Below are 23,817 nucleotides of genomic sequence, written 5' to 3' on the forward strand. Positions count from 1 at the left end.
CGTCGATTACTGGAAGAGCCTGATGGGGTTGACCAGATCAGCGGTCACGGTCAGCAACATGTAGCCGACCACGAACACCAGCACCACGTAGGTGGCCGGCATCAGCTTGAGGTAGTTCACCGGTGCGGCCGCGACCTTGCCGCGGGCCGACCTGACCAGGTTGCGGATCTTTTCGAACACGGCGATGGCGATGTGGCCGCCGTCGAACGGCAGCAGCGGCACCAGGTTGATCGCGCCCAGGATGAGGTTCAGCTGGGCCAGGAAGAACCAGAACGCCACCCACAGCCCATGGTCGACGGTGTCGCCGCCGATGATGCTGGCGCCCACCACGCTCATCGGGGTCTGCGGGTCGCGCTGCCCGCCGCCGATGGCGTGCACCAGGGCGCCGACCTTCGTCGGGATGGTGACCAGCGCCTTGCCGACCTCGCCGGTCAGGTCCCCCGCGAACGCGAGGGTGCCGGGCACCGCGGACAGGACGCCGTAGTGGGTGGGCGCGAGCTTGACCGCGGCGACGCCGATGGCGCCGACCGTCGCGGGCGCCGGCTGACCGCCCTGGGCGTTGGCGCCGTTGGTCACGAAGCGTTGGGTGGGCGTCACGTCGACGTAGGTGGTGATGGTGTTGCCGCCCCGCTCGACGACGACCGGAACGGTGCCGTGCAGCTTGCGGATCGCCGCGGCCATGTCCTCGAAGGTGGAGACCGGGGTGTCGCCGACCTTGACGACGACGTCGCCGGCGCGGATCCCGGCCAGCGCGGCCGGGCCGGGGCCGGTGCAGTCCGCGATCTTGCCGGGCGCCACTTCCGGTGCGACGCAAGCGGTTTCACCAATCACCGCCCGGGTCGGCGGGTGCAGGTTCGGCAGCCCCCAGACCAGTGCGATGCCATAGATCAGGACCAGGCAGATGACGAAGTTCATGGCCGGACCGGCGAACAGCACCGCGACGCGCTTCCAGACGTCCTGCTTGAACATGGCCCGTTCGGTTTCGTCGGGGGCCAGCTCCTCCACCGAGGTCATCCCGGCGATGTCGCAGAAGCCGCCCAACGGCACGGCCTTGAGGCCGTACTCGGTCTCCCCACGCCGCGTCGACCACAGCGTGGGCCCGAACCCGACGAAATAGCGGCGGACCTTCATGCCGGTGGCGCGGGCGACCCACATGTGGCCGCACTCGTGTAGCGCCACCGAGATCAGGATGGCGAGGGCGAACAGCACAATGCCGATAACGAACATCATCTCCGACTGCAGGACCTTTCTCACACCATTCCGGAGGCGTTGACGGGGGCCTGGGTGGGCCGTGCGTGTGCGACTCGATCGATTCGGCGCCTGGCGTTTTCCCTAGCCCAGCGCTGCGCGTCTAGTACCTCATCCACGTTAGCGGGTGAAACCGCCCATTGGTCTGCGGCGTGCAGCACGTCGGCGATGGTTTTCACGATCTCGGGGAATCCCACCCGGCCCTCGAGGAACGCCGCCGCGGCTTCTTCGTTGGCCGCGTTGTACACCGCGGTCATGCAGCCGCCGGTCTGGCCGGCGTAGCGGGCCAGCTCGACGGCGGGGAAAACCTCGCTGTCCAGCGGCTCGAAGTCCCAGCTAGCGGCGGTGCTGAAGTCGCAGGCCGCGGCCACCCCGGGCACCCGGGCCGGCCAGCCGAGCGCCAGCGAGATGGGCAACTTCATGTCCGGCGGGCTGGCCTGGGCGATCGTCGAGCCGTCGACGAAGGTGACCATCGAATGAACAATCGACTGCGGGTGCACCACGACCTCGATGCGGTCGTACGGGATGCCGAACAGCAGGTGGGTTTCGATGAGCTCGAGGCCCTTGTTGACCAGCGAGGCCGAGTTCAGGGTGTTCATCGGGCCCATCGACCAGGTCGGGTGGGCGCCGGCCTGTTCGGGGGTGACGCCCTCCAACTGCGCGGCGGTCCTGCCGCGAAACGGCCCCCCCGACGCGGTCAGCACCAGCTTGGCGACCTCGTCGGGAGCGCCGCCGCGCAGGCACTGGGCCAGCGCGGAGTGCTCGGAGTCGACCGGCACGATCTGGCCCGGTCGCGCCGCCTGCACAACCAGCGGTCCGCCGGCGACCAGCGATTCCTTGTTGGCCAGCGCGAGCCGGGCGCCCGATTCCAGCGCGGCCAGCGTCGGCCGCAGGCCCAGCGCCCCCACCAGCGCGTTGAGGACGACGTCGGCCTCGGTGTCTTCGACCAGGCGGGTCACCGCGTCGGAACCGCGGTAGGGGACGTCGGCGATCTGTGCCGCGCGTTCGTCGGCGACGGCGATGTTGGTGACCCCGGTCTGCTCGCGCTGCCGCAGCAGGGTGCCCAGGTTCGCGCCCCCCGCGGCCAGGCCGACGACCTCGAAGCGGTCCGGATGGGCCGCTATCACCTCCAGCGCCTGGGTACCGATCGAACCGGTGCTGCCCAGCACCAGCACGCGCAGGCGGCCCTCGGGTGTCGCGGTTGTCACTCACTCATTGTGCCCGCTCGGTCCCGCGACCGGTGTGCCAGAATCTCTCCTACCAGCCGATCACGAAGGGGATTCACCGTGGCCAGTACCGAGGTGGAACAGTTCACCGGCGTCGACGCCGTCGAGGTGCCGTCGGCGAAGTGGGGTTGGAGCAGGATCAATCACCGCACCTGGCACATCACCGGCCTGGTCATCATCGTGTTCCTGCTGGCGATGCTGCGCGGCAACCACGTCGGCCACATCGAGAACTGGTTCCTGATCGGGTTCGCCACGCTGGTGCTGGTCGCCCTGGTCCGCGACCTGTGGGGCCGCCGGCGCGGCTGGATCAGGTAGCGCCGCCGCCCCGGCGCGGGTCCGGCGGTACCACGTGCCGCCGATGACGACGACCGTCAGCGCGACCGCGGCCAGCGCCCATGGCCACATCCCGTGTTGGTGCACCCAGCCGGCCAGCGTCCCCTGTAGGCGCCCGGCCGCGGTGATCACCGCATCCCGCGGGTCGGCGTTCGCGCCCAGCAGGCGCACCTCGTAGGCGCCGTAATAGGCGACGTACAGGCCGACCAGCATCAGCACGGCGCCACCGATCCGGTCGACGAACGGCAGGACGCGCCGCAGGCGGTCGGCCATCGCCGAGCTCGCGGTCGCCGCGGCGACGGCGAGGACGCCGACGACCGAGGTCAGTCCCCCGATGTAGGCGAGGTAGATCGCCACCGCCGTGACGATCGACCCGCCCCGCAGGCCCGCCGCCGTGACCGCCAGAAACGGGCCGACGGTGCACGACAGCGAGGCGATCGCGTAGCTGACGCCGTAGGAGTACATGGAGCTCAGGCGGACCGTGGGCGCCCAGCGATCCACCACCGGCCGCGGGGTGAGCGCCGCCAGCCCGCGGCCCGACAGCAGCCACCCGCCCAGCGCGACGAGCGCGACGCCGACGATGACCGTGGCGTACGGCACGTATCGCTGGACCGCGCCGGCGGCCGAGACGGTCAGCGTGCCGAACAGGCCGAAGACCGTCAGGAAGCCGAGCGCCATGACCGCGGTGGCCGCCAGGGCCCGCCCGGCCGCGGCCACCCCCGTCCGCGGCCCGCGCACCACCAGCAGGAGGTAGGCGGGCAGCATGGCAAACCCGCACGGGTTCAGGGCCGCCACCAGCCCGGCCGCGAAGGCCAGGCCGATGAGACCCCGATCCATCAGGACCTCAGCGCGGCGACCCGGTCAGACAACTCCTGCTGCGGCATCGCCGAGGTCGGATTGTTCACGAACGTCGAGCTGCCGTCCGCGCGGTAGAACACGTAGGCGGGCTGCCAGGGGACGTTGTACCGGGCCCAGATCGCGCCGTCGGTGTCGTTGAGGTTGGTGAAGTTCAGGTTGTACTTGGCGACGAAGTTCTGCATTGCCGCGACGTCCGAGTGGGCCGCGACGCCCACGAACGTGACGCCGGGATTGGCCGCGGCCACCTGGCTCACGCCCGGCGCCTCGGCGTTGCAGAACGGGCACCACGGCGTCCAGAACCACAACACCGCGGGCTTGCCCTGCAGGCTGGCGCCGTTGAACGGCGCACCGCTCAGGGTCGTGCCCGTGAATTGCAGACGGTCGTCGGCGGCGGCGGAGCGCGGCGCGTCGCCGAGCCCGAATATCAAGGCGGCGGCGAAAAGCGCCGCGGCCACAAGCCGGAGTGGGGTCAGGAACCGAACAATCATGGCGTCACCTCGTTTGCTGGTCTATGCCTGTTAGACGTGGGGGACGCCGTCCCGGTTCAGCTCTCGGCGGCCAGTTGCCGGCCTTCGGCGGCCAGCTGTCGGCCTTCGGCGGCCAGCTGTCCGCAGGCGGCACTGATCTCGCGCCCGCGGGTGTCCCGCACTGTGCATGAGACGCCCTGCGCCCGCACCCGCCGCACGAACTCCCGCTCCACCGGCTTGGGGCTGGCGTCCCACGCGCTGCCGGGGGTCGGGTTGAGCGGAATCAGGTTCACGTGCACCAGCGGGCCGAGTGCCCGGTGCAGCCGTTTGCCCAGCAGGTCGGCCCGCCACGGCTGGTCGTTGACGTCGCGGATCAACGCGTACTCCACCGAAACCCGGCGGCCCGTGACGTCGGCGTAGTAGCGGGCGGCGTCGAGCGCCTCGGCGATCTTCCATCGGTTGTTGACCGGCACGAGGGTGTCGCGCAGTTCGTCGTCGGGCGCGTGCAACGACAGCGCCAGCGTCACCCCGAGCCGTTCGTCGGCGAGTTTGCGGATGGCCGGCGCCAGGCCGACCGTCGAGACGGTGACCGAGCGGGCCGAGATGCCGAAGCCGTGCGGCGGCGGTTCGGTGATGCCCCGCACCGCGGCCAGCACCCGGGCGTAGTTGGCCAGCGGCTCCCCCATGCCCATGAACACGACGTTGGACAGCCGATCGCCGAAGTCGTCGCGCAGGGCGACGGCCGCGGACCGGACCTGCTCCAGGATCTCCGCGGTGGACAGGTTGCGGGTCAGCCCGCCCTGCCCGGTCGCGCAGAACGGGCAGGCCATGCCGCAGCCGGCCTGCGACGAGATGCACACGGTGTTGCGCTGCGGGTAGCGCATCAGCACCGACTCGAACGTCGTCCCATCGGTGCCGCGCCACAACGTCTTTCGGGTCTCGCCCGCGTCGCACGTCACCTCGGCGGCCGACGTGAGCAGGCGCGGGAACATCGCCTCGGCGATCCGGTCGCGCACGGCCGCCGGCAGGTCGGTCATCTCGCGCGGATCGGCGATCAGCCGGCCGTAGTACTGATGCGCGAGCTGCTTGGCGCGGAACGCGGGCAGGCCCAGCTCGGCGACGGCCGACGCACGGCCGGCGGCGTCGAGGTCGGCCAGGTGCCGCGGCGGCCTGCTGGGGCGGGGTTCGGTGAAGACCAGTTGCTGGACCATGACCCGTCCAGTATCGGCCACCTCGGGGCTGCCCGGAAAACCTAGGAAAGAAGCGTCAGGACGATCCACGCGGCGACCGCCGACGGGAGCACGCCGTCGAGCCGGTCCATCAGGCCGCCGTGGCCGGGCAGCAGCCGGCCCATGTCCTTGATGCCCAGGTCGCGCTTGATCTGTGACTCGACCAGATCCCCCAGCGTGCAGGTGAGGACCAGCACGACACCCAGCAGCGCGCCGATCCAGGGCGGTTTGCCCGCCAGGAACGTCGCGGTCAGGATCGCCGCGGTGATGCCGAAGAAGAGCGAACCGGCGAACCCCTCCCAGGATTTCTTCGGGCTGATCGCCGGAACCATCGGGTGCTTGCCGAGCAGCACGCCCACCGCGTAGCCGCCCACGTCGGAGGCGACGACGGTAACCATCAGGCAAAAGACCCGGCCCGCGCCGTCCTGCGGGTAGACCAGCAGGACGCCGAACGAGGCGAACAGCGGCACCCAGGCGGCCAGGAACACGGTCGCGGAGGCGTCGCGCAGGTAGTTGGCCGACGGCGACCCGGCGAACGGCTCGGGCCGTTTGCGGTTGTCCTGCATGAACAGCCGCCAGACGTTGCAGACCACCACGGTGGCGCCGAAACCGCCTAGGGCGCCGGCGGCGTGGTACGGCCACGTCAGCCAGACGGTGGCCTGACCGCCGATCAGCAGCGGGACCAGCGGGATGACGTAGCCGGCCTCGCGCAGGCGCCGCACCACCTCGTGGGTGGCGACCGGGATGGCGATCGCGACGATGGCCACCCAGAAGCGCGGCGCGAACACCAGCGTCACGATGAGGACGCCGCCGATGCCGGCGCCCACGGCGATGGCGGCGCGCAGGTCGCGTCCCGCCCGGGACGTCTTCTCGGCCGGCGGCGAGGTGGTTTCCTCGGCCTCAGGCGCCGGCTCGTCGGGCGGGCTGGCTGCGCCGGTGGTTGCCACGGACCTGGGTGAACTCAGCTACTGGGGGCCGCTAGACCTCCAGCAGCTCGCCTTCTTTGTGCTTGACCAGGTCTTCGATCTGGGTGATGTACTGGTGGGTGGTCTTGTCGAGGTCCTTCTCCGCCCGACCGACCTCGTCCTCGCCCGCCTCGCCATCCTTGCGGATGCGGTGCAGCTCCTCCATCGCCTTGCGGCGGATGTTGCGCACCGAAACCTTGGCGTCCTCGCCCTTGCCCTTGGCCTGCTTGACCAGCTCGCGGCGTCGTTCCTCGGTGAGCTGCGGCACGGCCACCCGGATCAGGGTGCCGTCGTTGGTGGGGTTGACGCCAAGATCGGAGTTGCGGATCGCCGTTTCGATGGCGCCCAGCTGGCTGGCCTCGTAGGGCTTGATGACGACAAGCCGCGCCTCGGGCACGTTGATGCTGGCCAGCTGCGTGATGGGGGTGGTGGCGCCGTAGTAGTCGATGGCGATCCGGGAGAACATGCCCGGGTTGGCGCGGCCGGTCCGAATGGTTGACAAGTCGTCACGGGCCACCGCTACGGCCTTCTCCATTTTCTCTTCAGCGTCGAAGAGAGCCTCGTCAATCATTTCTTCGCACTTCCCCTCAGGTGGTGACCAGTGTCCCGATTTTCTCACCGGCGACCGCGCGGGCGATATTGCCATTGGTCAGCAGGTTGAACACCAGGATCGGCATGCCATTGTCCATGCACAGGCTGAACGCCGTGGCATCGGCCACTCGCAGCCCCCGGTCGATCACCTCGCGGTGACTGATCGCGGCGATCAGCTCGGCCTGCGGATTCACCCGCGGGTCCGCCGAGAACACCCCGTCCACCGCCTTGGCCATCAGGACCACCTCCGCGCCGATCTCCAGCGCCCGCTGCGCGGCCGTGGTGTCGGTGGAGAAGTACGGCAGCCCCATGCCGGCCCCGAAGATCACCACCCTGCCCTTCTCCAGGTGGCGAACGGCCCGCAGCGGTAGGTAGGGCTCGGCGACCTGACCCATGGTGATCGCGGTCTGCACGCGCGTGACGATGCCTTCCTTTTCCAGAAAGTCCTGCAGCGCCAGGCTGTTCATCACGGTGCCGAGCATGCCCATGTAGTCCGAACGGGTGCGTTCCATGCCGCGCTGCTGCAGCTGCGCGCCGCGGAAGAAGTTGCCGCCGCCGATGACGACCGCGACCTGAACACCGTCGCGGACCACCTCGGCGATCTGGCGGGCCACCCGCGCCACGACGTCGGGATCCAGCCCGACCTGGCCGCCGCCGAACATTTCGCCGCCCAGCTTCAGCAAGACCCTGGAGTACTTGGGCCGCGTTCGCGGCTGCCCGGCAACTGATCCATTCTCCGGCGCCGTGGGCTCCCTGGACTCCGTCATCAGGCTCCTCGCATGAGAGTGCCATCCCGGCGTGAGCTCATCCGGAACGGCATTTCACATCCTGCCTCATCGCAGCACAACGCGGTGCCGGTGGGGTGCGTTATGCGCAGAGTTGGCGATCCCGGCGGCTTTTCGCGGCTATCGGCGCAGGTGACACCGGCGGCGGACCCTCGTCGGACCACGGATGTTTGAGCGATGGGCGACTGGGGGAATCCGCAGCATCGCGGTGGGAATTTTCGGTCTTGAGAAACAAGGGCCGGCCTCGCCGTAGGACCGGACCGGCCGCGTGGCGGCCGGCGGATCGCTCAAAAGTACGCCTACTAGGAGGAACTGATCCATGGCGGACAACAACTCGGGACCTGCTGAAGCCGTCAAGGGCGTCGTCGAGGACGTCAAGGGCAAGGCGAAGGAGGCCGTTGGCGCGGTGGCGGGTCGTGACGACCTCACCCGCGAGGGCCAGGCCCAGCAGGACAAGGCGGAAGCACAGCGCGACGCGGCGAAGAAGGAAGCCGAGGCCGAGGCGGCGCGAGGCGGCGCCGAGGCGGCTGAGGAGCGCCAGAAGGCCAATCAGTAGCTTGCTGGGAGGATGGGCTCGGTCTGTGCACACGGACCGGGCCCATCGACCTTTTTGGGGGCTTTGCATAGTTTCCCGACGAGCGGGTATTCAGCGCTGCGCTGGCAGAACCACAGATTTCGGAGATGTCGTTTGGACGTGCTGTTGCTGACCGACGCGGACGACTTCGATCGCGTTCTGCCGCACCTGAATTCGTTCGTGCGGACCATGCGGCGCGCACCGCTCACCGGTGACGGGCACGGGCCGGCCAATTGCGGGGACGTGGCGATAGTCGACGCTCGTGGCGACGCCGAGGCGGCCCAGACCGCGTGCCGTCGGCTGACGACGGACGCTCCCGCCACCGCGGTGGTGGCGGTGGTGGCACCGGCCGGCGACGTGGCCGTCGGCGAAGACTGGACCGTCGACGATGTCGTGGCCCCCGGCGCCGACGCGGACGAGCTGCAGGAGCGGCTGGGGCGCGCTATCGCCCACCGGCGCAGCGCCGTCGACGGCAGCCTGAGATACGGGCCCTTGCTGTTGCACCCGACGAGTTTCACCGGATCGCTGGAGGGCAAGGACCTGGGTCTGACGCTGACCGAGTTCAAGCTGCTGAGTTTCCTGGTGGAGCACGCCGGCCGGCCGTTCACCCGCACCCGCCTGATGCACGAGGCGTGGGGCTATGAGTGCAACGGCCGGGTCCGTTCCGTCGACGTTCACGTCCGGCGGCTGCGCGCCAAGCTCGGTGCCGAGCACCAGTCGATGATCGGCACCGTCCGGGGCGTCGGTTACCAGGCGGCGACTCCCCCGCATTCGGAATGGATCGTCAGCGAGGCGGCGCCGACGCCGGCGGGGGCGACGACTCAGCCGGCGCCCGAGCCGGGGTTGACACCCGCGAGTTGATCTTCTTGTGGCAGTACGGCTTTCAGCCGAACAGCGGGAAGGCGCGCTTGCGCGCGAGCGCGTCCATTCCGTCCTGAATGGCGTCCTGGACCTCGTTGTACTTGCGGTCGATGTAGGCCTCGTCCTCCGCGCGCGCCGGATCGTGGTCGAGCTCTACGGGAGGCATGAACCGGGTCCTGATCTTGGCCGGCAGCGGCAGCTGCGGCAGCGCCGCCGGGGCGATCCCCCACGGCAGGGAAACCGCCAGGGGGAACACCTTGAGGCGAAGCAGGCGGTCCAGCTGTAGGGCTTTCGACAGCTTGTCGCCGCGGATCAGCACCGGCATGGCGTCGCCGCCGCCGACCGTGGCGATCGGCACGATCGGCACGCCGGCCCGAATCGCCATCTTCACGAAGCCTTTTCGGCCCGCCAGGTTGGCCTGGTCACGCTCGGTCCACGGGCGCAGCGAGTCCACCTCCCCGCCGGGCCACAGCGCCACGTCCCGCCCTTCGGCCAAGGCGGTGGCGATCGCGTCGGGGGCGGCCGGCAGCACACCCATCGAGCGGAAATACCGGCCGATCATCGGGATCGCCATCAACGCGTCGTGAGCGGTGCCGTGCAGCGGGCGTTCCTGCCCAAACCGCCGCCACCATTGCAGGCCGACGGTCCAGGCATCCCACACGAAGGGAGCGCCGGAGTGGATCCCGATCAGCAACGCAGGCGGTTCCGGAATGTTCTCCCAACCGTCGATTTCCATGCGAAACCAGTAGTCCACCAGCACATTCCACAGATACTTCTGCCGCTGCAGGGTCTTCTCGTCCTGCCCGCTGAGGTCCCACCTGCCCGCGCGCTCGGCGACCCAGCCGCTGACCCCGCCCCGCTGATCGCTGCGCTTCTCCTCCATGGTCGAACGCGCTCGCTCCACGTTCCGTTGCGCCTGCTTGCGGACGGCGGCCGGCCTGTGATCGGGATTACTCATGGCTGCCGGGTACCCGATTCGCGCCCACACGATGCAACACCCGGGCCCTTAAAAGCGGACCTCCCCGCGTCGCACGCGACGCGGGGAGCTTTTCCGCAAGCCGGATTAGGTGTGTGTCGGGCTGGGCGGAGCACCGGGCGCGGGGCTCGGGCTGGGGCTCGGGGCCCCCGGCGCAGCGGCGCTCGGCACGTTCGACGTCCACATCAGGATGTCCTGCAATCCGTCGTTGTAGACGACGCCGTTCGGGGGCGCGCCGGTCACGTCGAAGTACAGCGTCCCGGTGGACTCGCTGCCCTGCGGGATGGGCGCGGGGTTCAGGCCGTTCGGCACCCCCACCTTGTCGATCACGCGGTAGTTCTGGCCGTTGGGGCCGCGCGCGATGAAGTCGTTGACCATCGGGGTCACCAGCCCGCCGTCCGACCGAGCGGTGACGTCAGCCTGGTAGAGCGTTCCCTTGGGCGTGTACCCCGGGATGGCGACGTTGCTCGGCTGCAGGTTGCTGACCGTGTAGTTGGTGACCAGCGGCCCGTCGACGAGTTGCTCGCTGGTGCCGAAACCCTGGATGTTGGGCGGTGCGGCGGACGCCGTCGCCGCGGCGAAAACGCTTGCCACCGCGATACCCCCGGCAGCTGCAGCGGTCTTGACGGCCGTCTTGCTGACCTTCATTGCTCATTCCTTTCGTGTCGAACAATCGCCCCCCGTAAGGGCAATACGCACTAGGCGGCACATATCCATTAGCCGTCCGCTTTAAACATGTGCGTTCGCTTAAATTCGCAATTTTCGGGCCGTTAGCTGCCGGAACGCGGTTGTTTTGTTGGACAGCACCTTTCGCATCAGTTATTTACATCCGTATCGCTATTCACGTCGCCGCATCGACGCGCCGCCGGCCACCGCGACCCCCGGGACGAGCGATTAGCCCCAGCCCTGGCGGGTAGTCGGAGCCAGGCGAAGGCGACGAGGACGAAAGGGGCCGTCATGGAACGCGGCAGCTCGAAGCACAGTCCGCGGGAGGACGAGGAACTCAAGCACGAATTGGAGGGCACGCTGCGCGGTAACCGGTCGAACCGCGCCGAAGAATGGCGCGACCCCGAACCGCCGGCCGACGACGATCCCGACGTTCCCACCGCGGGTCCAAGCGAACGGTAACCGCGCGCGATTGCCGGCAATATTTCTCGATCACGAATAAGGGGAAACCGATGGGCTTTGCGCCTCAGCAACAAACCGCCCCGGGTGTGCAGGCGAAGATGACGCCGGTTCCCGATTGCGGCGAAAACACTTACCAGGGCTCGGGAAAACTCGCGGGCAAGCGGGCGATCATCACCGGCGGCGACAGCGGCATCGGCCGCGCGGTCGCGATCGCGTTCGCGCGCGAGGGCGCCGACGTGCTGATCTCCTATCTCAACGAGGACGACGACGCCCGCGACGTCGCCCGCTACGTGGAGGACGCGGGGCGCAAGTGCGTGCTGATGCCCGGGGACCTGTCGGATGCGGCGCACTGCCGCGCCGTGGTCGATCGCGCCGTCCAGGAACTCGGCGGCATCGACATCCTGGTCAACAACGCCGCCTACCAGATGATGCACAAGAGCCTGGACGAAATCACCGACGAGGAATGGGATTACACGTTCCGGCTAAACGTCGGTGCTTACTTCCACCTCGCCAAGGCGGCCGTGCCGCACATGGGCGCAGGCTCGTCGATCATCGGCAGTTCGTCGGTCAACTCGGATACGCCCAATCCCACCCTTGCGCCGTACGCGGCGACCAAGGCGGCGATCGCGAACTTCTCGGCCAGCCTCGCTCAGCTGTTGGGCGAAAAGGGAATTCGGGTGAACAGCGTGGCCCCCGGTCCGATATGGACGCCCCTGATCCCCTCGACCATGCCGCCGGACAGCGTCGAATCGTTCGGCGACAACACGCCGCTGGGACGCGCCGGACAACCCGCCGAGCTCGCCCCCGTCTATGTGCTGCTGGCCTGCGACGACGCCAGCTACATCTCCGGCGCCCGGGTGGCGGTGACCGGAGGCCGGCCAATTCTTTAGCGCGACAAGCTGTTAGGAGCCGCGGTTCTCGCCGAGTTCTTCGACGATGGGGCTCTGGACTCCAATGTCCTTCGCGCTTTCGGCCAGGCCCGGCTTGGTGTGGGTGCGACGCGCCGCGGCCCTGTCCCCGTCCTGGGTGTCGCGATCGTCGGCGATGGTGACCGACGCGGCCACCTGGGCGGCGTTGTTGTAGGTCTCGGGCGGAATGCCCCGCAGCGCGCGGATCATGTCGTCGTTGCAGCCGTTACGGCCCGCGGCGTCAAGCAGGTCCTGCTTGTTCGCCGGGAAGTCCACATCGTTGAGGCACTGGCGCAACTGACTGGGGGTAGTGGACGCAACCATGGCTGTCGGGATGCCCGGTGACCCTTGGTCTAAACGAGTCGCAGGACACGTTTCTCAGCGGCCGCGCACCCTGCGGTTGTGCTTCTTGATCGCGTCGACCAGTTCCGCCTTGCTCATCGTCGACCGGCCCCTGATGTCGAGCCGCCGGGCGAGGTCGAGCAGGTGTTGCTTGCTGGCGTTCGCGTCCACGCCCTCGGCGGTCTCGCCCGAGGCGCGTGGGCCACCGCTCTCGGCGCGCTCGTCGGACGGGCCCTTCTTCGCCTTGGGCTCCCAATGGTCGCCGACCTTTTCGAAGCTGTGCTTGAGGGCCGAATAGGCCACCCGGTGGGCGCGCTCTTCGCTGCCGTATTCGTCGGCGGCCGCGTCGTGCGTCTTGGCGAACGTGCGTTGCGCTTTGGCGTTGGAACGCCGCAAAGTGCTCGGCAATTCGTCTTTCTTCGGCTTGCCGCCTTTCGTCGTCTTGGGCATAAGGACTTGGGTTACCCCTCTGCCGGGCCGGCAATCAGGACTTTGTGCGCCGAAGGTCCCGTTGATCGCGCAAAGTATGTCAATATGGTTGACATGGTTCAGGCCGAAGACGCCCCGCTCGGTTACCTGCTGTACCGGGTGGCGAGTTTGCTGCGACCCGAGGTTTCCGCCGTGTTGGGCCCGCTCGGGCTGACCCTGCCCGAATTCGTCTGCATGCGAATGCTTTCCATAGCTCCGGGCATGTCCAGCGCCGAATTGTCCCGGCAGGCGAGTGTCACGCCGCAAGCGATGAACACGGTGTTGCGCAAGCTGGAAGACATTGGCGCCGTGGAGCGTCCGACATCGGTGTCCAGCGGTCGCGCGCTGCCCGCCACGCTGACCGGCCAGGGCCGCGCGTTGCTGAAGCGGGCGGAGGGCGCGGTGCGCACCGCCGACGCCCGCATCCTGGCCAAGCTGACCGAACCTCAGCAGCGCGAATTCAAGCGGATGCTCGACAAGCTCGGCTCCGACGGCTGATCACGCCGCCTGGATTCGGGCCCAAGGCCGCGCCTGCTCGAGTTCGTAGGCCAGCTCGAGCAGCAGCGCCTCCTGGCCGAGGTCGGCGGAGAGCATCATGCCCACCGGCATGCCGTCTTCTGACTGCTCCAGCGGAAGCGAGAGCGCCGGTTCGCCGGTGACATTCTGCAGCGGCGTGAACGCGACCCAGTCGGTCAGCCGGTCCATCACCTGGCGGTAGTCGGTGGGGGCGAGATACCCGATCCGCGGCGTCTCTTCGGCGAGCGTCGGGGTCAGCACCGCATCGTAGGTGCCGAACAGCCGCGAGGTGCGCCGGCGAATCCGGCGCAGCCGCATGATCGCCAGCGGGAGCCGGTGCAGGTTGCGGGCGGTGTGCCGTTCCAGGCCGAGCGTGAGGCTGTCCAACCGGGTGCGGTCGAAGGTCTTGCCGAACAGGTGCCGCCCGCTGCGCACCTGGGCCAGCGCCAAAAATCCCCAGTACAGGACGAAATCGTCGACGAAGCTGGCCGGCACCGGGGGCTCGTCGAGGTGCTCGACGCGGTGGCCCAACTCCTCGAGCAGCCCGGCCGATTTCAGCGTCAGCTCCCGCACCTGGGGGCTGCATTCGCGCTGGACCGAGCGGGTCACGACCGCGATCCGCAACCGCTGCCTGCCCGGGCCGGTGACGTCGCCGATCGGCGCCAGGTTCGGGTTGCGCCAAATGCGTTCGGCCTCGCGGTAGAACGCCGCGGTGTCGCGCACCGACCGGGTCAGGACACCGTTGGCGACGATGCCCACCGGCATCCGGCGCAGGTGCGGGTCCAGCGGCAGCCGCCCGCGGGACGGCTTGAGGCCCACGAGGCCGTTGCAGGCCGCGGGAATGCGGATCGATCCGCCGCCGTCGTTGGCGTGGGCGATCGGCACCACGCCCGCGGCGACGAACGCCCCCGAGCCCGACGACGACGCGCCGGCGCTGTAATCGGTGTTCCATGGGTTGCGGACCGGCCCCAGGCGGGGGTGCTCGGCCGACGCGCTGAAACCGAATTCCGACAGCTGCGTCTTGCCGACGGGCGCCAGCCCGGTGGCCAGGAACAGGCGGGTGAACTCGCCGTCGGAGGTGGCGTTCCACGGCGTCCACGCGTCGGTGCCGTGCATCGTCGGCTGCCCGGCGATGTCGACGTTGTCCTTGAGGAACGTGGGCACGCCTTCAAAAAACCGCGAGAAGCCCTGCGCCGGCGCCGCCGTTCGGGCCTGCTGAAAGGCGGCGTACGCCAGGCCGTTGAGCACCGGGTCGACGGCCTCGGTGCGGGCGATGGCGGCCTCGACCACCTCCGCCCTGCTGACCCAGCCGGCTTGTATCGCGTGGGCGAGGCCGACCGCGTCCAGATCACCGAGGGCGTCGTCGCCGAACGCGTGCACGTGTCGCATGGATCGACGCTAACCCGCCTAGGCGCGGGGCTTAGGCCTGGCCCACCTCGAAGCGCACGAACCGCGTGACGGTCACGCCGGCCTCGTCGAGCAGCGCCTTGACCGTCTTCTTGCTGTCGGACACCGACGGCTGCTCCAGCAGCACCGCGTCCTTGAAGAAACCGTTCAGCCGGCCCTCGACGATCTTGGGCAGCGCCTGCTCGGGCTTGCCCTCGGCCTTGGCCGTTTCCTCGGCGATGCGGCGCTCGCTGGCCACCACGTCCTCGGGAACGTCCGCACGCGACAGGTAGCGCGCCTTGAGCGCGGCGATCTGCAGCGCGACGGAATGCGCGGCCTCCGCGTCGGAACCGGTGTATTCCACCAGCACACCGACGGCCGGCGGCAGGTCGGCCGCACGCTTGTGCAGGTAGGCCTCGACGGTGCCGTCGAAGAACGCGACGCGGCGCAGCTCGAGCTTCTCGCCGATCTTCGCCGACAGGTCGGCGATGGCCTGCTCGACCGTCTTGCCAGCGGTCGTGGCGGACTTGAGCGCGTCGACGTCGGTGGCCTTGGAGTCGGCGGCCGCGGCGACGATGTCGTCGGCGAGCTTCTGGAACTCGGCGTTCTTGGCGACGAAGTCGGTCTCGGAGTTCAGCTCGATGAGCGCGCCGCCCTTGGTCGCGACCAGACCCTCGGCCGTGGCGCGCTCGGCGCGCTTGCCGACGTCCTTGGCGCCCTTGATGCGCAACGCCTCGACGGCCTTGTCGAAGTCGCCGTCGCTCTCGGACAGGGCGTTCTTGCAGTCGAGCATGCCGGCGCCGGTGAGCTCCCGAAGCTTCTTGACGTCGGCGGCGGTGAAGTTGGCCATATCAGCCTTCCGTGGTTGGTTCGGGTGCGCCCGCAGCGGCTTCGGTGGGGGCGGCGGTTGCAGCGGCCGAGGCCAGCAGTTCCTGCTCCCATTCCGGCAGCGGCTCGGCGGCTTCGGCCTCGGGCTTGCCGTCGCCGCGGCCGACCCCGGCGCGGGCCTGCAACCCCTCGGCGACCGCGGAGGCGATCACCTTGGTCAGCAGCGCGGCCGAGCGGATCGCGTCGTCGTTGCCCGGGATCGGGTAGTCGACCTCGTCGGGGTCGCAGTTGGTGTCCAGGATCGCGATGACCGGGATGCCCAGCTTGCGGGCCTCGCCGACGGCGATGTGCTCCTTGTTGGTGTCGACGACCCAGATGGCCGAGGGCACCTTGGCCATGTCGCGGATACCGCCCAGGCTGCGCTCCAGCTTGTTCTTCTCCCGGGTCAGCATCAGGATTTCCTTCTTGGTGCGACCCTCGAAGCCGCCGGTCTGCTCCATCGCCTCGAGTTCCTTGAGGCGCTGCAATCGCTTGTGCACCGTCGAGAAGTTGGTGAGCATGCCGCCCAGCCAGCGCTGGTTCACGTACGGCATGCCGACGCGGGTCGCCTCCGCGGCGACCGATTCCTGCGCCTGCTTCTTGGTGCCGACGAACAGCACCGACCCCCCGTGGGCGACGGTCTCCTTGACGAACTCGTACGCCTTGTCGATGAAGGTCAGCGTCTGCTGCAGGTCGATGATGTAGATGCCGTTGCGGTCGGTGAAGATGAACCGCTTCATCTTGGGGTTCCAGCGCCGGGTCTGGTGCCCGAAGTGGGTGCCGCTGTCCAGCAGCTGTTTCATGGTCACGACGGCCATGGTGATGCCATTCCTTTGTTTCGGTTGTCGCCCGGCGTCGGGTGAAGCCGGGCCCTGGCGCCTGCTGCGATGCCGAACCCCGTCAGGGGACCGCTCGGCACGCGGTGCGAACTCCTAGTGGTACGGGAGACGCGGTGCAGACGCGCGAAGTCAGCCCGCGAACGAGCTGCGACCAGCAGTTTACACCGACTCAGCAGGTGGTTTTGCACAGCACCGGGCGGGCTGAGTGGTGCGGGGGCCCGCCCGGCGATGAACTGAGCCGATGCGACGGGTTGTCTGGCCGCTGCTGTGCCTGGCGGTGCTCAGCGTGGCGCCGGCGGTTGCGGACGGTCCTCGGCTGGATTGGCCGCTGCGGCCTCCCCCGCCAGTCGCCCGCGGGTTCGACGCCCCGGCACCGGACTGGAAGCCCGGGCACCGCGGGGTCGACCTGCCCGGCGCGCCTGGTCAGCGCGTGTACGCCGCCGGTGACGCCACCGTGGTGTTCGCCGGGCAGCTGGCCGGACGGCCCGTGGTGTCGCTGGCCCATCCGGGCGGGTTGCGGACCAGCTACGAGCCGGTCCGGGCGGCGGTGTCGGTGGGTCAGCCGGTGACCGCGGCGACCGTGATCGGCACGCTGGAGGCCGGGCACGCGGGCTGCCCGGCGCCGGTTTGCCTGCACTGGGGCGCGATGTGGGGTCCGGCGTCCGGCGCCCACTACGTCGATCCGGTGGGCCTGGTGCAGTCGACGCCGATCCGGCTCAAGCCGTTGCGGGGCTGACGTCGGCGCCCACACTCAGGCCCGCGGGTGCGCCTGATCGTGCACCGCCCGGAGCCGGGAGACGGCGACATGGGTGTAGAGCTGCGTGGTCGCCAGGCTGGAATGGCCGAGCAACTCCTGGACCACCCGCAGGTCGGCCCCGCCTTCGAGCAGGTGCGTCGCCGCGCTGTGCCGCAGGCCGTGCGGCCCCATGTCGGGTGCGCCGTCCACCGCGGCGACGGTCTGGTGGACAACGGTGCGAGCCTGGCGCACGTCGAGCCGCCGGCCCCGCGCGCCCAGCATTAGGGCCGGCCCCGAGGTGGCCGTCGCCAGGGCGGGCCGGCCCTCGTCCAGCCAGGCGCGCAGCGCCTCGGCGGCCGGCGTCCCGAACGGCACCGTGCGCTGCTTGTTGCCCTTGCCGAGCACCCGGATCAGCCGATGGTGGGCGTCCACGTCGTCGACGTCCAGGCCGCACAGCTCGCTCACCCGGATCCCGGTGGCGTACAACATCTCGACGATCAGCCGGTCCCGCAACGCCATCGGATCCCCTTGTTGGGCACCGGATTTCGCGGCAGCCATCGCGTCGAGCGCCTGGTCTTGGCGCAGTACCGCCGGCAGGGTGCGGTGCGCCTTCGGCACCTGCAGCCGGGCCGCGGGATCGCCCGTCAGCAGACCGCGCCGCACCGCCCATGCGGTGAACGCCTTGACCGCCGAGGTGCGACGGGCCAGCGTCGTGCGGGCCGCGCCGGCCGTGGCCGCGGCCGACAACCACGAACGCAAGAGAAGCAGACTCAGCCCGTCGAGCCCGGCGCCGCGGTCCTCGAGGAAAGCGAACAGCGAGCGCAGGTCGCCGAGGTAGGCCCGGCGCGTGTGCGCCGACCGGCCGCATTGCAGCTCCAGGTACTGGTCGAACTCCTCGAGGACTGCCTCCACAGCTGAAACGTTGGCAGGCGCCGCGGGTTTGGCTCAGTCGACGCGCCGCATCGTGTCCGGGGTGAGATCTTTCAGCTCGGGATACCCGTCGACGGCCATGATCAGGTCGGCTTCGGCCAGCATCATCCGCAGCACGTGCACGACGCCGTCGACCCCGCCGAGCGCCAGCCCGTACGCGTAGGGCCGGCCGATGCCCACCGCGGTCGCGCCCAGCGCGAGCGCCTTGATGATGTCGGCGCCGCTGCGCACGCCGGAGTCGAACAACACCGGAAGGCCGTCGGCCGCCTCGACCACGCCCGGCAGGCAGTCGAGCGCGGGCAGGCCGCCGTTGGCCTGCCGGCCGCCGTGGTTGGAGCAGTAGATGCCGTCGACGCCGCCGTCCCTGGCGCGCCGGGCGTCGTCGGGGTGGCAGATGCCTTTGACGAGCAGCGGCAGGTCGGTGAGCGAACGCAGCCAGGGCAGGTCATTCCAGGTGAGCGCGTTGCCGAAGAGCTGCACCCAGCGCAGCACGGCGCCCTGCGGATCCTCCTCGGGCGGGCGTGACAGGCCCGCGCGGAAGACCGGGTCGCTGGTGTAGTTGGCCAGGCAGTGCCCGCGCAGCTGGGGGAAGTTGGAGGTGCTCAGGTCGCGGGGGCGCCAGCCCGTCACCCAGGTGTCGAGGGTGACGACGATGCCCTTGAATCCGGCCGCTTCGGCGCGCTGCACCAGGCTGGCGGCCATCTCGCGGTCGTTGGGCGTGTACAGCTGGAAGAACCCCGGGGTCTCGCCCAGGGCGGCGGCGACGTCTTCCATCGGGTCGACCGTCAGCGTGGAGGCGACCATCGGCACGCCGGTGGCCGCGGCCGCCCGCGCGGTGGCCAGGTCGCCGTGGCCGTCTTGGGCGCAGATGCCGATGACGCCGATGGGCGCCATGAACACCGGTGCCGGCAGCGTCAGGCCGAACAGCTCGACGGACAGGTCGCGTTCGGCGGCGCCGATGAACATGCGCGGGATCAGCCCCCACCGGTCAAAGGCCTCGCAATTGGCGCGCTGGGTGCGCTCGTTGCCGGCGCCGCCCGCCACGTAGGACCACACCGACGGCGGCAGCGCCGTTGCGGCCTTGGCCTCCAGCTCCGCGAAGGCCATCGGGAACTGGGGCACCACCCCGCCCAGCCCGCGCAGGTAGATCTCGTTCTGGTAGTCCCCGAAATGCGCCATGGAAGTAGAGGATGCCAGCCCGCGGTCCGGCCGACGAACCCGCTACGAGGTCCCGGCCTCCGCCTCGGCCAGTTCCTTCTTCCATTGCCGGAAGGTCTCTTCGGTGCGCCCGCGGCGCCAGTAACCGGAGATGGACGACGCCCACCTCGCGTCCACGCCGCGCTCCTTGCGGATGTAGGGCCGCAGGTTGTGCATCACGCTTTGCGCCTCGCCGTGGATGAAGACGTGCACCTGTCCGGGCAGCCACGGCGTGGTGGTGACGGCCTCGATCAGCGGGGCGTGGTCGCCGGCGCGGTCCTCGGGGACCAGGTCGGCCCGCCCGCCGCGATACACCCAGTGCACCTCGACGGCCTCCGGCGCGGTCAACGGGATCTCGTCTTCCTGGCCCGCCACCTCGATGAACGCCTTGCCAACCGCGTTGGCGGGCAACGCTTCCAGCGCCGCGGCGATGGCCGGCAGCGCCGATTCGTCACCGGCGAACAGGTGCCAATCGGCGGCCGGATCGGGCGTGTAGGCCCCGCCGGGGCCCATCAGGAAGATCCGCTGGCCGGGCTCGGCCGACGCGGCCCATTGGCCGGCGATGCCGTGCTCGCCGTGCACCACGATGTTCAGGGTGATCTCGCGGGCCGCCGGGTCGACGTGGCGGACCGTCATGGTCCGCACCGACGGCCGCTTCTCGGGGGGCAGGCCGGCGAAGCTGTCCAGGGTCAACGGCTGGGGCAAGGCCTGGACGTCGACGTCGTCGGCGACGAACGCCAACTTGACGTAGGAGTCGGTGAACTTGGTGGGCACGAAGGCGTCGAAGTCCTTGCTGCCCAGCACGACCGCGACCATGTGCGGTGTGAGTTCCTTGGTATCGACAACCTCGAAGCGTTGCAGAGGTCGACCCGCCACTTGTCCTCCTGTTCCCTCCGACCCCCGTCGACTATACGAGCCGCGCCGTCGCCGCAGCTTGGCCGCCGGTGGCCCGGACAAGTCGCCACCTGCCCTCCTGGCGGCGCACCAACCCCGCCAGCTCGAGAATCGCCAGCGGCCCGAGCACCCGCTCGGGCACCAGCCCCGAGGCGACCGCGAGCTGCTCGACCGTGGCGGCGCCGCGGCCCGGCAGCGCCTCGTAGACCCGGCGCTCGGCGTCGCCGAGCCCGTCGAGCGCCGTCGCCGGGCGCGGTTCCTCGGCCGCCAGCTCGCCGATGCGGCCGATGAGCTCGACGACGTGGTCGGCCCGGGTGACCAGTTCGGCGCCGTCACGCAGCAGAGCGTGGCATCCGGCCGACGCCGATGAGGTCACGGGCCCGGGCACCGCGGCCACCACCCTTCCCAGCGCGCGCGCCCAGGCGGCGGTGTTGGCCGCGCCGCTGCGCAGGCCCGCTTCCACCACCACCGCGGCCCCGGCCACGGCGGCCACCAGGCGGTTGCGGGTCAGGAATCGGTGCCGCGCCGGCCGCACACCGGGCGGGTACTCGGTGAAGACCAGCCCGTGTTGGCCGATGCGATGCAGCAGGGCCGAGTGGCCACTGGGATACGGAATGTCGAGCCCGCCGGCGAGAACGGCCACGGTGATCCCGTCGACGGCCAGCGCCGCCCGGTGCGCGGCGCCGTCGATGCCGTAGGCGCCGCCGGAGACGACGGCCACGTCGCGTTGCACCAGCCCGGCCGCCAGGTCGTCGGCCACCCGCTCGCCGTAAGCCGTCGCGGCCCGGGTTCCCACCACCGCGGCCGCGCGGTGCGCGGCCTCGTCGAGCCGGACCGGGCCCTGCGCCCACAACACCAGCGGCGCCCCACCGCGGCCGCGCGCCGCGATGCCGGCGAACGCGGCGAACGCGAGCACCGGCCACTCGTCGTCGTCGGGCGTGATCAACCGCCCCCCGCGCCCGGCGATCAGCTCCAGATCGGCTGCTGCGCAGTCGATTTCGCGTCTCGCCTCGGTGTGCCGCGCCAGCTCGTCGTCCACGTCCCCGCGGCGGACGCGGTCGGCCGCCTCCACCGCGCCCACGCGACGGACCAGGGTGGCGAGCTCGACGCAGGGCGGCTCGGCCACCCGGGACAGGTACGCCCAGGCGCGCAGCGCGGGGTCGTCGACCGCGGTCAGCATCGCCGTGCTCCAGGTCCCAAGAATCCACCAAGAATCCGTTGAGCCCCATACGCGAATGTGTTGTCGTGGCCCCCCATTCGCCATCGCGCAGCCGGCGACGAAAGGAGCGAACAATGATCATCTGCCCGCCGACGCGGCTCGCCGCGCCCGCCCGCCCGGTGAACCCGTGGGCGATCACCGCCTTCGCGCTGAGCCTGATCAGCTGGTGCGGCCTGCCGATTCCGATCCTGAGCGGCGTCCTCGCGTCCGTCGCGCTGCGCGACATGGAACGGCGCGGCGAGGGCGGCCGCGCGATGGCGCAGTTCGCGCGGGCGTTCGCCATCCTGGTGACCGTCGCGATCGCGGTGCGGGGCGGCCACAACGACTGGCTGACGAAGGTGTACTGGTGACCGGCGGCCGGCGCTCATCGGTGGGCTCCCGGCTGCCGAAAGCTGAGCGCGGCCGCGACCTCCTCGGGCCCCGGCGCCACCCCGCCCGCCAGGTCGGTCAGACTCCACGCGACCCGCAGGGTGCGGTCCAGGCCCCGAATGCTGAGCAGGCCACGATCCAGCGCCTGTTGCAGCGGGGCCATCGCGGCGGTGCCGGGACGAAACTTGCGGCGCAACAGCACCCCGCTGACCTCGGCGTTGGTGCGAAACCCATGCGGTAGCCACCGCTCGGCCGCCGCCGCGCGGGCCTGCGCCACGCGGTGACGAACCTGCGCCGTCGACTCGGTTTGGCCACCCGAGAACGCGCCCGCGCGCACCGCGTGCATTTCCACCCGCAGGTCCACCCGGTCCATCAGGGGCCCGGACAGCTTGCCCAGGTAGCGGCGCTTGACCGCCGCCGCGCACATGCAGTCCTGCGGGTCGGCGGGCGCGCACGGGCACAGGTTGGCGGCCATCACCAGCTGGAACCGGGCCGGATAACACGCCACCCCGTCGCGCCGGGCGAGGCGAATCTCCCCGTCCTCCAACGGGGTTCGCAACGCTTCCAGCGCGTGGACGCTGATCTCGGCGCACTCGTCGAGGAAGAGCACCCCGCGGTGCGCGCGGCTGACCGCGCCCGGGCGCGCCATGCCCGAACCGCCGCCGACGAGCGCGGCCACGCTCGAGCTGTGATGCGGCGCCACGAAGGGCGGCGTGGTGATCAACGGCGTGTCCCCCGACAGCAGCCCGGCCACCGAATGGATGGCGGTGACCTCGAGCGACTCGCTCTCCGACAAGGGCGGCAGCAGACCCGGAAGCCGTTGCGCGAGCATCGTTTTGCCGATGCCCGGCGGCCCGGTGAGCATGAGGTGGTGCGACCCGGCCGCGGCCACTTCCACCGCGAACCGCGCCTGCGTCTGACCGACCACGTCGGCCAGATCCGCCGAGGGCTCCGGCTCCGTGGCCCTCGTGGTGATCCTGTCTTCCAAGGCGGCGGACCCGCCGAGCCACCGCTGCAGCTGCCGCAGCGTGCGCACCCCCCAGACGTCGATGCCGTCGACCAGGCTGGCCTCGGCCAGGTTCTCCGCGGGGACGACGACGGCCGGCCAGCCGTCGCGCTTGGCCGCCAGCACCGCGGGCAGCACGCCGCGCACCGGGCGCACCCGACCGTCCAGCGACAGCTCGCCCAGCAGCACCGTCTTCTCCAGGCGGTCCCACGGGGTTTTCCGTTGCGCCGACAGGACGGCCGCGGCCAGGGCGATGTCGTAGACCGACCCCATCTTGGGCAGCGTCGCCGGGGACAGCGCGAGCGTGAGCCGCGACATCGGCCAGTCGTTGCCGCAGTTGCTCACCGCCGCCCGGACCCGGTCGCGGGACTCCTGCAGCGCCGCGTCGGGCAAACCCACCAGATGCACGCCCGGCAGCCCGTTGGTGATGTCGGCTTCGATCTCCACGATCTGTCCGTCCACCCCGCGCACGGCGACCGAGAACGCGCGACCCAGCGCCATCAGCCGATCCCTTGCAGGTGCGTGATCTCGGGGGTGCGCCGCCGGCCGACCCGCACCCGGATCACGTCGATACGCAGCGCCGCCCAGCGCGTGTCCTGGCCGGCCAGCCACAGCGCGGCCAAGCGGCGCAGCCGGCGAACCTTGCGTTCGGTGACCGCGCACGCCAGCCCGCCATAGCCGTCACCGGTGCGGGTCTTCACCTCGACGAACACCGCCGTGCGGGCGGTCTCGTCACACGCGATGATGTCGAGTTCGCCGTAGCGGCAGCGCCAGTTGCGGTGCAGGATGCGCAGTCCCATCCGGGTCAGGTGGTCGACGGCGAGCGCCTCGCCCATCGCCCCCAGCTGCGCCCGGGTCATGGGTGTTTCGGTGGTCATGCGGCCACGGTGCGCGATCGG

Annotated in this window: 28 protein-coding genes and 1 pseudogene; 8 read left to right on the forward strand and 21 right to left on the reverse strand. The window is 70.2% G+C overall.

The window, feature by feature from the left end:
- Positions 1 to 6: 6 nt before the first annotated feature.
- Positions 7 to 1,230, reverse strand: a complete 1,224-nt coding sequence (locus A5730_RS15125; RefSeq protein WP_067901889.1) for an RIP metalloprotease — start codon at positions 1,228 to 1,230, stop codon at positions 7 to 9.
- A gap of 20 nt (positions 1,231 to 1,250) precedes the next feature.
- Complete coding sequence (gene dxr, locus A5730_RS15130) at positions 1,251 to 2,456, reverse strand: 1-deoxy-D-xylulose-5-phosphate reductoisomerase (RefSeq protein WP_067901759.1); 1,206 nt, start codon at positions 2,454 to 2,456, stop codon at positions 1,251 to 1,253.
- A gap of 78 nt (positions 2,457 to 2,534) precedes the next feature.
- Between dxr and A5730_RS25190 the strand changes: the two genes are divergently transcribed.
- Positions 2,535 to 2,789: a DUF2631 domain-containing protein gene (locus A5730_RS25190; RefSeq protein WP_082946849.1), complete on the forward strand. Its 255-nt coding sequence runs from the start codon at positions 2,535 to 2,537 to the stop codon at positions 2,787 to 2,789.
- Between the two features lie 12 nt (positions 2,790 to 2,801).
- On the opposite strand, the pseudogene A5730_RS15135 reads toward A5730_RS25190, so the two are convergent.
- From A5730_RS15135 to pyrH, 6 genes and pseudogenes are all read right to left on the reverse strand, one after another.
- Positions 2,802 to 3,644 (reverse strand): annotated as a pseudogene (locus tag A5730_RS15135) (cytochrome c biogenesis CcdA family protein); the annotation flags it as partial.
- On the reverse strand, positions 3,644 to 4,153 hold the full coding sequence (locus A5730_RS15140) for a protein disulfide oxidoreductase (protein WP_067901762.1): 510 nt from the start codon (positions 4,151 to 4,153) through the stop codon (positions 3,644 to 3,646). The pseudogene A5730_RS15135 and the gene A5730_RS15140, both read right to left, overlap by 1 nt.
- A 56-nt stretch (positions 4,154 to 4,209) precedes the next feature.
- Positions 4,210 to 5,343: a 23S rRNA (adenine(2503)-C(2))-methyltransferase RlmN gene (gene rlmN, locus A5730_RS15145; RefSeq protein WP_067901764.1), complete on the reverse strand. Its 1,134-nt coding sequence runs from the start codon at positions 5,341 to 5,343 to the stop codon at positions 4,210 to 4,212.
- Between the two features lie 41 nt (positions 5,344 to 5,384).
- Positions 5,385 to 6,206, reverse strand: a complete 822-nt coding sequence (locus tag A5730_RS15150) for a phosphatidate cytidylyltransferase (RefSeq protein WP_369829885.1) — start codon at positions 6,204 to 6,206, stop codon at positions 5,385 to 5,387.
- Positions 6,207 to 6,339: 133 nt separating this feature from the next.
- Entirely contained in the window at positions 6,340 to 6,897 is a 558-nt protein-coding gene (gene frr / locus A5730_RS15155) for a ribosome recycling factor (RefSeq protein WP_067901770.1), read from the reverse strand.
- A gap of 16 nt (positions 6,898 to 6,913) precedes the next feature.
- Positions 6,914 to 7,684, reverse strand: coding sequence for a UMP kinase (pyrH, locus tag A5730_RS15160; RefSeq protein WP_067901773.1), 771 nt, complete (start codon positions 7,682 to 7,684; stop codon positions 6,914 to 6,916).
- A gap of 337 nt (positions 7,685 to 8,021) precedes the next feature.
- On the opposite strand from pyrH, the gene A5730_RS15165 reads away from it, so the two are divergent.
- Both A5730_RS15165 and A5730_RS15170 read left to right on the forward strand, forming a co-directional pair.
- A complete protein-coding gene (locus tag A5730_RS15165; protein WP_067901776.1) occupies positions 8,022 to 8,258 on the forward strand; it encodes a CsbD family protein in 237 nt (78 codons plus the stop codon).
- Positions 8,259 to 8,390: 132 nt separating this feature from the next.
- Positions 8,391 to 9,137, forward strand: coding sequence for a response regulator transcription factor (locus A5730_RS15170; RefSeq protein ID WP_067901779.1), 747 nt, complete (start codon positions 8,391 to 8,393; stop codon positions 9,135 to 9,137).
- A 22-nt stretch (positions 9,138 to 9,159) separates the two neighbouring features.
- Here the strand turns inward: A5730_RS15170 and A5730_RS15175 are convergent, their stop codons facing one another.
- The gene (locus tag A5730_RS15175; RefSeq protein WP_067901782.1) at positions 9,160 to 10,095 is read right to left on the reverse strand and encodes a lysophospholipid acyltransferase family protein; all 936 of its coding nucleotides are present in this window, start codon (positions 10,093 to 10,095) and stop codon (positions 9,160 to 9,162) included.
- 105 nt (positions 10,096 to 10,200) lie between these two features.
- A complete protein-coding gene (locus A5730_RS15180) occupies positions 10,201 to 10,761 on the reverse strand; it encodes an MPT63 family protein (RefSeq protein ID WP_067901785.1) in 561 nt (186 codons plus the stop codon).
- 309 nt (positions 10,762 to 11,070) lie between these two features.
- On the opposite strand from A5730_RS15180, the gene A5730_RS24985 reads away from it, so the two are divergent.
- Positions 11,071 to 11,241 carry a hypothetical protein gene (locus A5730_RS24985; protein ID WP_197506267.1) on the forward strand — a complete coding sequence of 57 codons (171 nt, stop codon included), beginning with the start codon at positions 11,071 to 11,073 and terminating at the stop codon, positions 11,239 to 11,241.
- A 50-nt stretch (positions 11,242 to 11,291) separates the two neighbouring features.
- Complete coding sequence (locus A5730_RS15185; protein WP_067901788.1) at positions 11,292 to 12,131, forward strand: SDR family oxidoreductase; 840 nt, start codon at positions 11,292 to 11,294, stop codon at positions 12,129 to 12,131.
- Between the two features lie 12 nt (positions 12,132 to 12,143).
- Here A5730_RS15185 and A5730_RS15190 read toward each other — a convergent pair whose 3' ends face one another.
- Together A5730_RS15190 and A5730_RS15195 are read right to left on the reverse strand one after the other, a co-directional pair.
- Positions 12,144 to 12,473, reverse strand: coding sequence for a DUF2795 domain-containing protein (locus A5730_RS15190; protein ID WP_067901791.1), 330 nt, complete (start codon positions 12,471 to 12,473; stop codon positions 12,144 to 12,146).
- A 54-nt stretch (positions 12,474 to 12,527) separates the two neighbouring features.
- Positions 12,528 to 12,941 (reverse strand): ChaB family protein, encoded by a 414-nt coding sequence (locus A5730_RS15195; RefSeq protein WP_067901794.1) that lies wholly within the window; start codon positions 12,939 to 12,941, stop codon positions 12,528 to 12,530.
- 93 nt (positions 12,942 to 13,034) lie between these two features.
- Here A5730_RS15195 and A5730_RS15200 point away from each other — a divergent pair, with 93 nt between their 5' ends.
- On the forward strand, positions 13,035 to 13,457 hold the full coding sequence (locus A5730_RS15200; RefSeq protein WP_055403234.1) for a MarR family winged helix-turn-helix transcriptional regulator: 423 nt from the start codon (positions 13,035 to 13,037) through the stop codon (positions 13,455 to 13,457).
- On the opposite strand, the gene A5730_RS15205 is transcribed toward A5730_RS15200, so the two are convergent.
- Genes A5730_RS15205 through rpsB form a run of 3 tightly spaced genes read right to left on the reverse strand, consistent with a single transcriptional unit; the run spans position 13,458 to position 16,546 of the window.
- On the reverse strand, positions 13,458 to 14,864 hold the full coding sequence (locus A5730_RS15205) for an amidase (RefSeq protein ID WP_067901797.1): 1,407 nt from the start codon (positions 14,862 to 14,864) through the stop codon (positions 13,458 to 13,460). It abuts the gene before it with no gap.
- A gap of 31 nt (positions 14,865 to 14,895) precedes the next feature.
- On the reverse strand, positions 14,896 to 15,711 hold the full coding sequence (gene tsf, locus A5730_RS15210) for a translation elongation factor Ts (RefSeq protein WP_067901800.1): 816 nt from the start codon (positions 15,709 to 15,711) through the stop codon (positions 14,896 to 14,898).
- A gap of 1 nt (position 15,712) precedes the next feature.
- Entirely contained in the window at positions 15,713 to 16,546 is an 834-nt protein-coding gene (gene rpsB / locus A5730_RS15215) for a 30S ribosomal protein S2 (protein ID WP_067901803.1), read from the reverse strand.
- A gap of 262 nt (positions 16,547 to 16,808) precedes the next feature.
- Between rpsB and A5730_RS15220 the strand changes: the two genes are divergently transcribed.
- Positions 16,809 to 17,303, forward strand: a complete 495-nt coding sequence (locus tag A5730_RS15220; protein ID WP_067901806.1) for a M23 family metallopeptidase — start codon at positions 16,809 to 16,811, stop codon at positions 17,301 to 17,303.
- A gap of 15 nt (positions 17,304 to 17,318) precedes the next feature.
- Here A5730_RS15220 and A5730_RS15225 read toward each other — a convergent pair whose 3' ends face one another.
- The 4 genes from A5730_RS15225 to dprA are packed head-to-tail and all read right to left on the reverse strand — an operon-like array spanning position 17,319 to position 21,504.
- Positions 17,319 to 18,215 (reverse strand): tyrosine recombinase XerC, encoded by an 897-nt coding sequence (locus A5730_RS15225; protein WP_067901809.1) that lies wholly within the window; start codon positions 18,213 to 18,215, stop codon positions 17,319 to 17,321.
- 33 nt (positions 18,216 to 18,248) lie between these two features.
- Positions 18,249 to 19,412 (reverse strand): lactate 2-monooxygenase, encoded by a 1,164-nt coding sequence (locus tag A5730_RS15230; protein ID WP_067901812.1) that lies wholly within the window; start codon positions 19,410 to 19,412, stop codon positions 18,249 to 18,251.
- Between the two features lie 42 nt (positions 19,413 to 19,454).
- The gene (locus A5730_RS15235; protein ID WP_067901815.1) at positions 19,455 to 20,306 is read right to left on the reverse strand and encodes a siderophore-interacting protein; all 852 of its coding nucleotides are present in this window, start codon (positions 20,304 to 20,306) and stop codon (positions 19,455 to 19,457) included.
- A gap of 31 nt (positions 20,307 to 20,337) precedes the next feature.
- Complete coding sequence (gene dprA, locus A5730_RS15240; RefSeq protein ID WP_067901818.1) at positions 20,338 to 21,504, reverse strand: DNA-processing protein DprA; 1,167 nt, start codon at positions 21,502 to 21,504, stop codon at positions 20,338 to 20,340.
- 113 nt (positions 21,505 to 21,617) lie between these two features.
- Between dprA and A5730_RS15245 the strand changes: the two genes are divergently transcribed.
- Positions 21,618 to 21,893: a DUF4190 domain-containing protein gene (locus A5730_RS15245; RefSeq protein ID WP_067901821.1), complete on the forward strand. Its 276-nt coding sequence runs from the start codon at positions 21,618 to 21,620 to the stop codon at positions 21,891 to 21,893.
- A gap of 14 nt (positions 21,894 to 21,907) precedes the next feature.
- Here the strand turns inward: A5730_RS15245 and A5730_RS15250 are convergent, their stop codons facing one another.
- Entirely contained in the window at positions 21,908 to 23,419 is a 1,512-nt protein-coding gene (locus A5730_RS15250) for a YifB family Mg chelatase-like AAA ATPase (RefSeq protein ID WP_067901824.1), read from the reverse strand.
- Positions 23,419 to 23,796, reverse strand: a complete 378-nt coding sequence (locus tag A5730_RS15255; RefSeq protein WP_055403245.1) for a YraN family protein — start codon at positions 23,794 to 23,796, stop codon at positions 23,419 to 23,421. The genes A5730_RS15250 and A5730_RS15255 overlap by 1 nt, the downstream gene beginning before the upstream one ends.
- Positions 23,797 to 23,817: the final 21 nt, after the last annotated feature.

Origin of the sequence: Mycobacterium sp. ACS4054 (genome assembly GCF_001667275.1) — a bacterium.
In the GTDB taxonomy this organism is placed as follows: domain Bacteria; phylum Actinomycetota; class Actinomycetes; order Mycobacteriales; family Mycobacteriaceae; genus Mycobacterium.